This is a genomic window from Methyloceanibacter superfactus (assembly GCF_001723305.1).
Lineage (GTDB): Bacteria > Pseudomonadota > Alphaproteobacteria > Rhizobiales > Methyloligellaceae > Methyloceanibacter > Methyloceanibacter superfactus.
Genome location: NZ_LPWF01000025.1, coordinates 72,673 through 84,909, shown reverse-complemented (window position 1 = coordinate 84,909; position 12,237 = coordinate 72,673). Strand labels below are relative to the sequence as shown.

14 protein-coding genes are annotated in these 12,237 nt (G+C 62.0%); 2 read left to right on the top strand and 12 right to left on the bottom strand.

Going from position 1 to position 12,237, the window contains the following annotated elements; translation table 11 throughout:
• The first annotated feature begins 2 nt into the window (after nucleotides 1-2).
• Together AUC69_RS08325 and modB are read left to right on the top strand one after the other, a co-directional pair.
• Nucleotides 3-287: a formate dehydrogenase subunit delta gene (locus AUC69_RS08325; protein WP_069441746.1), complete on the top strand. Its 285-nt coding sequence runs from the start codon at nucleotides 3-5 to the stop codon at nucleotides 285-287.
• 87 nt (nucleotides 288-374) lie between these two features.
• The gene (gene modB / locus AUC69_RS08320) at nucleotides 375-1,070 is read left to right on the top strand and encodes a molybdate ABC transporter permease subunit (RefSeq protein WP_069441745.1); all 696 of its coding nucleotides are present in this window, start codon (nucleotides 375-377) and stop codon (nucleotides 1,068-1,070) included.
• 7 nt (nucleotides 1,071-1,077) lie between these two features.
• Here the strand turns inward: modB and AUC69_RS08315 are convergent, their stop codons facing one another.
• The 12 genes from AUC69_RS08315 to AUC69_RS08265 form a co-directional block, all read right to left on the bottom strand.
• On the bottom strand, nucleotides 1,078-2,049 hold the full coding sequence (locus AUC69_RS08315) for a PQQ-dependent catabolism-associated beta-propeller protein (protein ID WP_069441744.1): 972 nt from the start codon (nucleotides 2,047-2,049) through the stop codon (nucleotides 1,078-1,080).
• Nucleotides 2,050-2,069: 20 nt separating this feature from the next.
• Nucleotides 2,070-2,804, bottom strand: a complete 735-nt coding sequence (locus tag AUC69_RS08310) for an ABC transporter substrate-binding protein (RefSeq protein ID WP_244500169.1) — start codon at nucleotides 2,802-2,804, stop codon at nucleotides 2,070-2,072.
• Nucleotides 2,774-3,307, bottom strand: coding sequence for a hypothetical protein (locus AUC69_RS17415; protein WP_083239234.1), 534 nt, complete (start codon nucleotides 3,305-3,307; stop codon nucleotides 2,774-2,776). Before AUC69_RS17415 ends, AUC69_RS08310 begins: the two co-directional genes overlap by 31 nt.
• Nucleotides 3,308-3,696: 389 nt before the next feature.
• Nucleotides 3,697-4,266, bottom strand: a complete 570-nt coding sequence (locus tag AUC69_RS08305) for a c-type cytochrome (RefSeq protein ID WP_244500168.1) — start codon at nucleotides 4,264-4,266, stop codon at nucleotides 3,697-3,699.
• 483 nt (nucleotides 4,267-4,749) lie between these two features.
• On the bottom strand, nucleotides 4,750-5,178 hold the full coding sequence (locus tag AUC69_RS08300; RefSeq protein WP_069441743.1) for a hypothetical protein: 429 nt from the start codon (nucleotides 5,176-5,178) through the stop codon (nucleotides 4,750-4,752).
• Complete coding sequence (locus AUC69_RS08295; protein ID WP_141700676.1) at nucleotides 5,175-5,591, bottom strand: hypothetical protein; 417 nt, start codon at nucleotides 5,589-5,591, stop codon at nucleotides 5,175-5,177. Before AUC69_RS08295 ends, AUC69_RS08300 begins: the two co-directional genes overlap by 4 nt.
• On the bottom strand, nucleotides 5,588-6,328 hold the full coding sequence (locus tag AUC69_RS08290) for an ankyrin repeat domain-containing protein (RefSeq protein WP_280136633.1): 741 nt from the start codon (nucleotides 6,326-6,328) through the stop codon (nucleotides 5,588-5,590). Before AUC69_RS08290 ends, AUC69_RS08295 begins: the two co-directional genes overlap by 4 nt.
• Nucleotides 6,329-6,339: 11 nt before the next feature.
• On the bottom strand, nucleotides 6,340-6,759 hold the full coding sequence (locus tag AUC69_RS08285) for a type 2 periplasmic-binding domain-containing protein (RefSeq protein ID WP_069441740.1): 420 nt from the start codon (nucleotides 6,757-6,759) through the stop codon (nucleotides 6,340-6,342).
• Nucleotides 6,702-7,058: a type 2 periplasmic-binding domain-containing protein gene (locus AUC69_RS08280; RefSeq protein WP_069441739.1), complete on the bottom strand. Its 357-nt coding sequence runs from the start codon at nucleotides 7,056-7,058 to the stop codon at nucleotides 6,702-6,704. The genes AUC69_RS08285 and AUC69_RS08280 overlap by 58 nt, the downstream gene beginning before the upstream one ends.
• 8 nt (nucleotides 7,059-7,066) lie before the next feature.
• Nucleotides 7,067-7,408, bottom strand: a complete 342-nt coding sequence (locus AUC69_RS08275; protein ID WP_141700675.1) for a hypothetical protein — start codon at nucleotides 7,406-7,408, stop codon at nucleotides 7,067-7,069.
• 158 nt (nucleotides 7,409-7,566) lie between these two features.
• Complete coding sequence (locus AUC69_RS08270) at nucleotides 7,567-9,453, bottom strand: PQQ-dependent dehydrogenase, methanol/ethanol family (protein ID WP_069441737.1); 1,887 nt, start codon at nucleotides 9,451-9,453, stop codon at nucleotides 7,567-7,569.
• 698 nt (nucleotides 9,454-10,151) lie between these two features.
• Nucleotides 10,152-12,017, bottom strand: coding sequence for a PQQ-dependent dehydrogenase, methanol/ethanol family (locus tag AUC69_RS08265; RefSeq protein WP_244500167.1), 1,866 nt, complete (start codon nucleotides 12,015-12,017; stop codon nucleotides 10,152-10,154).
• Nucleotides 12,018-12,237: the final 220 nt, after the last annotated feature.

Here is a 12,237-nt window from a genome sequence, read left to right as displayed (position 1 = left end):
TTATGCAGCCCGACCGCCTTGTCTATATGGCCAATCAGATCGGCGATTATTTCAAGTATCAGAAGCAGGAGGACGTCGCCGAGGAGATCGCCAATCATCTCCGCCTGTTCTGGGACCCGCGCATGCGCAAGGCCATTGTGGCGCATCTGAACGAGACCGGCGGCGCGGGCCTCGAAGGACCCTGCTTGCGCGCCGTGGAGCTGCTGCGGGACGACAAGAAGAAACCGGAGTCTCTGCCGAGCACCGCGAAATGCGACGCGAGCGGCGGACGTGAAGATCCGGGCTAGGCGACGGTCTCCCGCCCGCGGCGGGCTTTTGCCTCTGCGGCCTCTCCTCGCCTTACGCGCCGCACGCGCGAGTGGTAAAACCGTCCCGTGCTTGCTCTGACCCCAGAGGAACTGACCGCCATCAAGCTCTCCTTGCGCGTGGCCGCCGTGGCCACCCTGGTGAGCTTGCCGCTGGGCATTGCCGCCGCGATGCTGATCGGGCGCTGCCGCTTTCTCGGCCGCCCTCTCCTCAACGCCTTTATTCTTCTGCCGCTCGTGCTGCCGCCGGTGGTGACGGGCTATGTGCTGCTGCTCCTGTTCGGCCGGCAAGGTCCGATCGGGCATTTCCTGGCGGAGACGTTCGGCATCGTGCTCGCCTTCCGCTGGACCGGGGCGGCGCTCGCCTGCGCCATCATGGGGTTCCCGCTCATGGTGCGGGCCATCCAGATCTCGGTGGAGGCGGTCGATCACCGGCTCGAGCAAGCGGCGAGCACGCTCGGCGCCAGCCGGGCCTGGGTGTTTCTCACGGTGACCTTGCCGCTGATCGCGCCGGGCATCATCGCCGGCGCCATCCTCGCCTTTGCCCGCTCCATGGGCGAGTTCGGCGCGACGATCACTTTCGTGTCGAATATCCCGGGAGAGACGCAGACGCTGCCGAGCCTGATCTACACTTTCACGCAAGTTCCCGGCGGCGATGCGGGCGCGCTCAGGCTCACGCTGATCTCGATCGGCATCTCATTGAGCGCGGTGCTGGGGGCGGAAGCAGCGGCGCAGTTCATCGGCCGCCGCGTACGCGCAAGCTAGCAAGCCGCTACGGCTTGATGGCGACGCCCCAGGGCAGCCGTCCTACCGGCACCGACTTCTCCGCTTTCAGGCTGTCGACGTCGATCACCGTCACATCGTTGGTGAGGCCGTTGGCGACGTAATATTTCTTGCCCTCGGGCCCGAGCTCGCCGTGCCAGGGACGCTGGCCGACCAAGATGTAATCGATGACTTCCTTCTTGGCGGTGTCGATGACGGCCACGCGATTGGAGGGGCCCAACGGCGAGAACAGGATCTTGCCGTCGCGCGCGAAGTCCATGCCCACGGGCTGAAGCTGCTCGGGCCGCACGCCGGGAACCTCGAAGGAAATCTTCTTGATCACCTTCCACGTCTTGGGATCGATCACGGAGATGGTACCGCCCACCTCCGAGGAGACCCAGAGCTCCTTGCCGTCGGCGGTGAACTTCGCCTCGCGCGGACGGGAGTCGACCAGCACGTTGGCAATGAGCTTGTTGGTGGCGTTGTCGATGACATGCGCCATGCTCGTGCTCTCGGACGTGGCAACGGTGTACTTGCTGTCCGGGCTCACCGCCATGCCTTCCGGCTCGACGCCGACCGGCACCTGAGCAAGCACGTCGCCGCTCTTGATATCCATGATGGTGACGAGGCTGTCGTCCTCGTTGGCGATGTAGATGATCTCGCCGGCGGGATCGATGGCCATGAGCTCGGGATCGGGACCGCTTTCGAGCGTGCGGGTGACTTCCATGGTCTCGGTATCGATGACGTCGATGATGTCGCCGTCGCCGGCCGCCACGAACAGCTCCTTGAAGTCGGGGCTCAGCACGATGCCGCGCGGACGCCGCGCGGTCTTGATCGTATTGATCGGCTTCAGCGTCTCGCTGTCGATGACCGTGACCGTGTTGTCCTTCTCGTTGGAGACGTAGATGGTCGCGGCAGAGGCGGGCACGGCGATCAGAAGAAGTGCCGTCGCGCAGGCCGCAGCAAGGCTGTTGCTGGTCATTTGAGTACCTTTATCGCGGGTCATTTGAACTTGCACTTGGACTCGGGCTTGTCGAAGCCGAGCGTGTCGGTGAGATAATACTGATGGAGGAAACCCTCTTGCGGCGAGGTCGTCACCGGCACGCGCGTGCCGCCGCCGAGGATGATCGGCTGCCGCATCTGATGGTCCCATGTGCGGAAGGACAGCGCCTGTCCCTTGAAGGCCTCGAGCTTGAAGTCGTCGGAGAGCATATATCTCTTCACCGCCTTGGGGGTGACCTTGCCCGACTTCATGGCCGCGTCGGCCAGCGCGCGAAAGGCCAGCCAGGCGGTGTAATCGCGCTCGACCGGCGGCCGGTCGGCCAGGCGCGGGATGGCGTTCTGGAAATGCATGCCGCCGGATTCGGTATAGGACTTGTCCCAGGCGGTGGCCTGCAAGCCTTGGGTGCCGACCACCGGACGGGGCAGCGCGGTGCGGTACATCAGATAATCGCCGAAATCGTCTTCGCTGTTGATGACCCAGACGACGTCGTGATCGGGCGCGCTTTCCGTCTCCATGGGGATCTGCTGTTGCACCTGCTGATGACCGGAGTCGAGATTGCGGGCGCCGGGCGGCAGCCGATAGATGTGGTCCTCGACGACCTTGCCGCCATAGCGCGCGGCCGAGCGCTTGACCTGCGCCGCGTAGTCCTGATCCTCCGGCGTGTCGCGGCGAACGACGTACCACCGCGGCCATTTCTTCCAGATCATATACTGCGCGATAGCGTCGGCGCGCATGGCGTAGTCGGGAATGACGTGGAAGACGTTGTTGCGGCACTCGCCTGGCGGAGCTTGGTGGCGCTGGAACGGATGTTCATGATCACCGCGTCCTTGGCCGCGGGCAGATCGGCCACGGCGAGCAGATCGTCCGGCTCCAAATCGGCAATGAAGAAGCGATCGCCGTTAGCCAGCGCTTCCTTGGCGACGGCGACGATATCGCCGTCCTTCGGCAGGATCTCCTCGATCAGCTCGAAGGAAAATCCAACGAAGTTGCCCGCCTGGTTCGCTTCCTTGAGCATCAGCCGCGCGCCCTGGATGCCTTTGTCGGTGACGACCTTCTCGGCATAGGAGAGCGGCAGCGGCTCGTCATATTTCTTGCCGAGATAAACCACACGCATGGTCTTGGTCTTGGTCTTCGTCTCGGCGGCGGGCGCGGGCGCGGCTTCAGCGGCGGCAGGCGCCTCGGCGGCCGGCGTGTCCGGCGCGGCGAGAGCCGGGACCGGTCGCGACCGCCGTCGCAAAAAGGAAGGCGGCGATGACCGCCACGAGCCCGCGGGCGTGCTGGGGACCTGAAACGAACGAACTCAACAGCTGCATGGGATCGGGTCTTGAAAACTCATTGGCGCCCAAGGTCGAGGGCTCTTGTCGCGTGGGTCGAGGCTGCGCTCTGTGTCTCAAAGATGCCAGCGATTAGCAATGCGCACTGCACAATACGGCAACCGAATTCCTAGCGCGGCGAAGCCGATTTCTCCTGAAAATATAGACACTTCGCGGTCCACCTACCAGGGCGTGGCAGAAACATTGCCAGAATTTAAGGCGCGGGTTTGGGACCCTGGACCGCGACATGCAAAAGCCGCCAAGCCTTGCGGCCCGGCGGCTCTCACAATGTGTACGCGGTCGTCCGTCGCCGCTACTGGGACGGCGTGTTGACCCGCTTCATGGAGTCGGGGTTCTTCGCCCGGATGAAGGCGATGACCTTCCACAGCTCGTCCGAGGTCTTGGCGATCCCGCCGAAGGGCGGCATCGGGCCGACCACAACCTCTTTGCGGACCCGCTTATAGCCCTGCTTCTGAAGCTCGTCGGAGCCCAGCGCGATCAGGCGGAAGATGGTGTCGTCATCGGCGCCATAGACCCAGGCGTCGTTGGTCAGCGGCGGGCACATGCCACCGCCACCGCCGCCGCCATGGCAGCCGTTGCAGCTATAGGAGAGATACTTCTTGTGTCCCTCTTCCTCCATGGCGGCAACGTCGTCGTTATAAGGATTGTGCAGGCCGCCTTTGGGCGTCTTGGCGATGAGCTCGAGCGGCGGCGTGGTGTCGCCCTTCTCGCAGCACTCGCCGCCGGCGGTGGCATCGGCCGCCGCGTCGGCAGCCGTTTCCTCGCTCTGCGCCGGCTCATCGGCGGCGCGGGCTTCCCACACGACCGCACTCATGCCGAGGACAATTGCGAACGCGAATACTCCAGTGATGATCTTGCGCACGGTTACGTTTCCTTACCCTAGTTGCTGTTTTGGTTAAGCCTTATCGAACAGAAAAGTCGGTGGCGCCCCGGCCTCGGGAGCCCACGAATCCGGCCCAATCATGGGGCGGGCGCTGGGCGGCGAAGAGCCTTCCGGCCGGGGTCTGGCCTTGAATATCCACGGGAAGAAGCGCCCCTCGGCGCGCCCTTGCGGCGCAGGGCCCACGGCCAATTCGGCCGGCCTGGACCCCGGCGTAGGGTCGCTCAGCCCGCCTGTGCCGCCGTCAGAACGGCTCGCCGTATTGTGCCTCACGGTCGCGATGGCGTTGTCCTCCGTGAACCCATGCTTTGTGGAGCTTTGCCTCCCCCTTGGGAAAAAAGGAAGCGCTCTCTTGGGCCTTAGGGCCATAGCTTGAGGGTTGTCTTAGTGCAAATCCCGGGCAGCGCAAGGGCGGGGCGAGAAAAATGCGTCATTTTGCTGCCCCCAGAAGCCCGCGGACCGGGGTCATTGGGTCACCTCGAAATCCATGCCCTCGAAGGTATAGCGGTCCTCCTGGGTCCAGATCCCGTCCTCCAGGACGGGGACCTTGTGGATCTTCACGTCGCTGACTGTCAGCTTTCCGGTCTTCTCATCGACCCAGAAATCGATGTCGTAATATTCGTTCTCGGTGCCGGCCTTGCGGAAATCCGTGCAGGCGAAATACTCGCCGTCCTTCTTGATGTAGCGGATCGGCTGGTGCATCTCGACAAACTCGAGTGGGATGGTCTCGCCGGTCTTGTCGTCTTTCAGCTCAAGCGCGCCGTCCTTGTTCTTGTGCTCGGCGATGTAGTTGTGGATCGCGCTCATCACATGCCAGGCGCGGACGACCTCCATGTCGCCGGGATGCTCCTGCACCGGCAGCCACCACCATGCGACCGGCAGCCGCGTGATCATGATGTAGCCGTCGCCTTCGCGCTTCGGCCCTTCTGCACGCGGATGTCGATGAGATCGAGGCTGTCGCCGTCGCGCTGGGGCTTGAACCAGAAATCGATGGCGTATTGCTTCTTCGGCTCGTCCTTATCGTGGAAGATGGCGTTGGCGAACCAGCCATAGCCCTTCATGCCGCGGATGACCCTGATCTTCTCGTAGACCAGATTGAGATCGGCGTTGAGCTTGGGATCGTGAAAGACGAACACGCCATCCTTCGAGCGCTCGGCGATCACCTGCTCGGTCCGCTTCGTCACCGAAGCGTCGTCAAAGTCGGGATAGTCCGCCGCGTCGGCAGAAACGACCGCCAAGAGACAGAAAGCCACGGCTATCGCCGTGGCCCCCGCATGTTTCAGCCCTTGCGAAATCAATTTGATCACTGTTTTGCGGTGCCTCCGCTGTCACCGTCCGCGGCTTGCGGCGCGCGGGACAGAGACAACACGCGGATCGCCTGGGACGCTTCCTGATTGTCGTTGAGGTTGGCGACATCCTCGGCGGTCTGACCTTGCGCGTTCTTGACCCCCGGGTCGGCGCCAGCGTCCATCAGCAGACCGATCATCGGCGCGCTGTTGTTGGCCGCCGCGATCATCAGCGCCGTCATGCCGTTATGGGCCTGGGCGTCGATGTCGGCGCCGCCGGCGATGAGGTCCTTGGCGATGTCGGTCGGGCGCGTGCTGCCGGGCAGAAAGATCGAACCCTCCGCCGGACCGGTCTGCGCGGCGACGACCATCAGCGGCGTCAGGCCCTCGGTGCCGGAGGAGATGCTGACATCGGCCCCGCCCTTCATCAGCGCCCTGGCCGCCTCGTATTTCTTCTCGGCGATGGCCAGCGCCAGGGGCCGGAAGCCTTGCTGGCCCGGCACTTCGAGATCGGCGTCATTGGCGATGAGCACCTCGAGCGTCGGCACATGATCGCGCATCAGCGCGGCGGCGAGCGGCGTCATGCCGTTGCCGTCGGCCTTGTTCGGATCGGCGCCCAGATCGATGAGCAGCTTGACCGTCTTGTCGTGACGCTGGCGCGCGGCGCTGGTCAACGGCGTCCAGCCCTGCAGGTCGGGCTTGTTGGCGTCCGCGCCCTTGCTGACGAGAAACTTGATGCGCTCCGGGTCGTTGCCGATCAGCGCGTTGCTCAGCTCCTGCTGCGGATCGCGCCGTCAGCGAGCCATGCTTCGAGCTTCTCTTGCGTGACCACCTGGTCGGGAGACGCAAGGTCGGGACGCGCCTCGAACTTCTGGTCGGCGAGCTTGATGTAGCTGCCATGGGCCGGCAGGTCACCGGCGACCACGCAGCGGCTGCACTGGACGAGCGGCACACCGTAATCCCTCAGGATCTTCTCGACATCCTCGGCATGATCCTCGAGCGCGAAGTCGAGAAGATATTTGAGGAAGGCGTCCGTCTGGCGCACGCCGACCGCGAGCTCGAACTCGAGCGGCACGGTATCGTCGTCGAGATTGATCGGCTGGATGGTGACGGGCTCGTTCTTCATGGTCTTCACCCAGCCGGCGAAGGGGCCGAACACGGCGGCCACGTCGAGCTCGCCGTCGAGCATGCGCTGGATGACATACCAGGCTGATTCTCCGGCACGAGATCGCCGTCATGGGTCTGCAACTGAAGTTCGACATTGTCGACGATGCCACGCTTGGCGAGCGCCGCGCGCACGCCCGAGGTCTGGAACACGCCGATCTTGAGATCCTTCAGCTTGGGATCGTCGAGGCCGGTGAGCTCGAGCCCCTTGTCGTTGCGATACACCATCACATAGGGGGTCTTGTAGACCGGCACGGTGGTCAGCAGGCGCTCGTAGCCGGCGGGGATGTCGAACATCACGTCGCACATATGCTCGTCGAACACCGAGCGGGTCAGGCCGCGCTCGATAAAGGGCTGCCAATGGAAGTTGATGCGGGCGCCGTGGCCTTGGCGAGAAGCTCGGCGAGCTTGTTCTGAAAGCCCTCTCTCTGGATGCTCGAGAGCGGCATGTTGCCGGGATCGGCACAGACATTGAGCACTTTGAGCTTCTTGCCCTTATAGGCCGCCTTGGCGGCGGCCCGGACGGCAATGTGCTCGCTGGGGGTCAGCTCCTCATATGTCTTGTTGAGGTCGCGCTGAATGGACTTCTTTTCGGCGGCCAATCCGGCCGAGCTGCCGACAGCAAGAAGGCAGACGGCCAAGGCCGTGAGGATCATCTGATGGGGGGAGGACACGGGCCTACATCGCTTTGCTAGCGGCGGGCACGAACGCTAGAAACTAGATCTACCGGCCAAAACCCGCCTGGGTGCCTAATCTTCTAGCGTTATATAAGGAAAAGGCGCCCGATGCCGCAAGGGCATCGGACGCCGTTAATCTCACGTTTCCGCGACGATTACTCGTAGATGCGGAAGACGTTCAGCTCACCGCCCTGCGGGATATGATTCAGGCCAGCAGCCTTCGTCATAGCCGTGGCGCCGATAGCACCGAACTTGTCGTTCAGGTCCAGACCAGCAGTGACCGGAAGACCGATCCAGCCGCCGATGCCCGAGTAGACACCAACATACTGCTTGCCACCGACCTTGTAGGTGATCGGGTTGCCGATGATGCCCGAACCAAGCTTGCGGCTCCACAGGACCTTACCGGAATTCCGGTCGACCGCGCGGAAGTCACCACCAAGCGAGCCATAGAACATCAGACCACCGTCGGTGACCATGGTGCCGCCCCAGTTCGGGTACGGATCCGGGATCTCCCAGAGGGTCTTACCAGACAAGACGTCGTACTTCTTGATCTTGCCGGTCGTGCCAGGCTTCTCAGGATACATGTACACGTTCGCGAACACGTAAACCGTGCCCTGGTTCGTGTGCGTGCGCTCCTGGGGCTCCAGTTCCATGCACCAGTTGTTGGTGGGCATGTAGAACAGGTTCGGCTCCTTGGGATCAACCGCACCAGGCTGCTGGTCCTTGCCACCCATCGCAGACGGGCAGGCAGAGACGTTGCGGCCAACTTCGAGCGGAGAATGATCACGCACCTTAACCGGGCGGCCAGTCTTCATGTCGACCTTCTCGGCCCAGTCCGTCGTCACGTATTTCGTGGCGCGGAGAAGGGTACCGTCGGTACGATCCATGACATAGGCAAAGCCGTTACGGTCGAAGTGGGTGAGGGCCTTCACCTTCTTACCGTCAATATCCATGTCGGAAAGAATGTTCTCGTTGATGCCGTCATAGTCCCACTGATCGAAAGGCGTCATCTGATAAGCGAAGACAGCCTCACCATTCTCGATCTTGCGAGCGAAGATGGTCATCGACCACTTGTTGTCGAATGCACCAGTGTTGCATTCCTCATGGGTCTTGTCGGGGCAACGATAGGAGGGGCTCCACAGACCGGGGTTACCGGTCGAGTAGTACACCAGCTTCAGCTCGGGATCATAAGAATACCAACCCCAAGCAGCACCGCCACCGATCTTCCAGTCCTCGCCCGGGAAGGTCTTGACACCAAGATCTTCGCCGGCCTTGCCGAACTGCGGGTTGGCCTTGTTCGTCTCAGAGGTGAGGCAAACGTCGGCGTCAGTACCCGTCGAATGGCAAACCCAAGCCTCGGAGCCGTCCTTCAGATTGAAGGCAGCAACGCGACCGCGAGCGGCGAACTCATCGCCACCGAAGCCCATGAACACCTTGTCGTCGGCGATCAACGGAGCGGGGGTGATGGTCTCGCCCTTCTCAGGGTAAGCGTACTTGACGACCCAGACTTCCTTGCCGGTCTGGCCATCGAGGGCAATCACGAAACCGTCGAGAGTGCCATACACGAACTTGCCGTCGGCATAGGAGCCGCCACGGTTGACGGTGTCGCAGCAAGCGCGCGGCACAGCCGACTCGTCACGGTCGGTCTTCTTCACGTAGGACCAAACCTGCTTCGGGTTGTCAGGATCCGTCAGATCAAGAGCCTGAACCACGTTACAGTTGGACATGGACGGGCAACCAGAAACCATGAACAGCATGGTCTTGCCACCGACGTCCTTGATCACAAGCGGCTGACCCTCATGACCGCGAAGGGCGTTCGTGCCCTGCAGCCAAGCCATCTGCAGCTTGTTCACATTCTTCGTGGTGATGTCGGCGAGCGAGCTGTGGCGCGTCAGGGCGAAATCACGACCAGGGGCAGGCCACTGGTCAGGATCAGCCATACGCTTCAGCTGCTCGTCGTCGGAGTTTGCCATCGCCTGGCCGGAAAGACCCATCGTCACTGCGACGAGGGTTCCAGCCAGAACACCAAACTTCATTTTCATAGTCTTTCTCCTCTCCCTAGCTACTCAATTCACCGAACGAAAACTGAGCTATTCTGTTTTTGCTTAGAAACGTTTCACCCTTGGGCGAAATGCCAAGAGAGCACCGTGCCCTTGCAAGTTTTCAAGCTGTCACTGTAGGTGTGGAAATTGGAGGCTGCCCGAATGCGCCGAAGCAATTTGGTACGCCTCGCGCCCGCTCCTGGCGGCGGGTTCTCCGATGAACACATCACGCGGTGACACCTCACGAGGAAACTCAGCCTAGCGTAGAGCGCGACACGGTCGTTCCGCTTTGTTTATGGAAACGTGCGTCCCACACATTGCCAAGCTGCCCGCTCATAATTGCCAAATGTAATGGCTTTGCAAGTGAAAAGTGCTCGCGGCAATGAAATCTGCCAAATGCCATTGCGCTTCGCTGCACTGCATCAATAGCGCGGCGTGTTCAATCAAAGTGTCAAGGCAGTTTCGCAGGTAGTTTGTGTGCAGCGCACCGTTAAGTTGATCCAGTGTCTCAACTCATCGCATCGGGACGAAACAGCGAACATGTGAATACTGAACGATTCACGGCGGCGCCGGGGCAGGCATGCGTGCGGGCGCGGCTGGCGCCTCGGCGGGCTCCCCCTGCCCCAAAATCACGGCAAGAAAAAACGCCCGATGCCAGTTGGCATCGGGCGTCTGATCGCCTGGTATTCGCGTCCACTCTACTCGTAGATGCGGAAGACGTTCAGCTCACCGCCCTGCGGGATGTGATTTAGGCCAGCAGCCTTCGTCATCGCCGTGGCGCCGATAGCACCGAACTTGTCGTTCAGGTCCAGGCCAGCAGTGACCGGAAGACCGATCCAGCCGCCAATGCCCGAGTAGACGCCGATATACTGCTTGTCGCCGACTTTGTAAGTAATCGGGTTGCCGATGATGCCGGAACCCAGCTTGCGGCTCCACAGGATCTTGCCGGAGTTCCGGTCGACCGCGCGGAAGTCACCGCCGAGGCTGCCGTAGAACATTAGGCCGCCATCGGTGACCATGGTTCCGCCCCAGTTCGGGAACGGATCCGGAATCTCCCACACCGTCTTGCCGGACAAGACATCGTACTTCTTAATCTTGCCGGTGATGCCGGGCTTCTCAGGATACATGTACACGTTGGCGAACACGTAGACGGTGCCCTGGTTCGTGTGCGTGCGCTCCTGGGGCTCCAGCTCCATGCACCAGTTGTTGGTGGGCACATAGAACAGGTTCGGCTCCTTGGGATCGACCGAGGCGGGCTGCTGGTCCTTGCCGCCCATCGCCGACGGGCAGGCAGAGACGTTGCGGCCGACTTCCAGCGGCGAATGCTCGCGCACCTTCACCGGACGGCCCGTCTTCATGTCGATCTTCTCGGCCCAGTCCGTGGTCACGTATTTCGTGGCGCGGAGCAGCGTGCCGTCGGCGGCATCCATCACATAGGCGAAGCCGTTGCGGTCAAAGTGGGAGAGAACCTTCCGCTTCTTACCGTCGACTTCCATCTCGGTGATGATGTTCTCGTTGATGCCGTCATAGTCCCACTGATCGAACGGAGTCAGCTGATAGACCCAGACCGCCTCGCCGGTTTCGATCTTGCGGGCGAACATGCTGAGCGTCCACTTGTTGTCGAACTCGCCGGCATTGCACTCTTCGTGGGTCTTGTTGGGGCAGCGATAGGCCGGGCTCCACAGACCGGGGTTGGCCGTCGTGTAGTAGACCAGCTTGGTGTCGGGGTCGTAGGAGTACCAGCCCCACGCCGTGCCGCCACCGATCTTCCAGTCCTCGCCCGGGAAGGTCTTGATGCCGAGATTCTGTCCAGCCGTGCCGTAATGCGGATTGGCCTTATTGGTCTCAGGCGTCAGGCACACATCCTTGTCGGAACCGGTCGTGTGGCACGTCCAATCCACCGAACCGTCCTTGAGGTTGTAAGCCACCACGCGGCCGCGCGCGGCGAACTCGCTGCCGCCGAAGCCGATGAACACCTTGTCGTCGGCGATCAAAGGCGCGGGGGTGATGGTCTCGCCCTTCTCAGGATAGGCATGCTTGACGACCCAGACTTCCTTGCCGGTCTGACCATCGAGGGCGATCACGAAACCGTCGAGCGTGCCATACACGAACTTGCCGTCGGCATAGGAGCCGCCGCGGTTGACGGTGTCGCAGCAAGCGCGCGGCACAGCCGACTCGTCACGATCGGTCTTCTTCACGTAGGACCAAACCTGCTTCGGGTTGTCAGGATCCGTCAGATCGAGAGCCTGAACCACGTTACAGTTGGACATGGACGGGCAACCAGAAACCATGAACAGCATGGTCTTGCCACCGACATCCTTGATCACAAGCGGCTGACCCTCATGACCGCGAAGGGCGTTCGTGCCTTGCAGCCAAGCAACCTGGAGCTTGTTGACGTTCTTCGTGTTGATGTCGGCGAGCTTGCTATGGCGCGTGAGCGCGAAGTCGCGACCAGGGGCAGGCCACTGATCGGGATCCGCCATGCGTTTCAGCTGCTCCTCGTCCGAGCCAGCCATCGCCTGACCGGAAAGACCCATCGTCACGGCGACGACGGTCCCGGCCAAAACACCGAACTAATTTTCATAGTCCTTCTCCTCTCCCTAGCGACTCAGTCACCGAAGGCCGAGCTTTCATTGCCGGGGAGACGGCGTTCTCGGCGTGGCGCCAAGAAAGCCTCCCTCGCCCGGGCAAGCTTCTCGGTCGTCACGGTGAAATGGGAGGTCTATTCTCGGCGAGGTTTTGCCCCGCGTTCGCGAGTCCTCCGATGACACGCCGTGACATCCG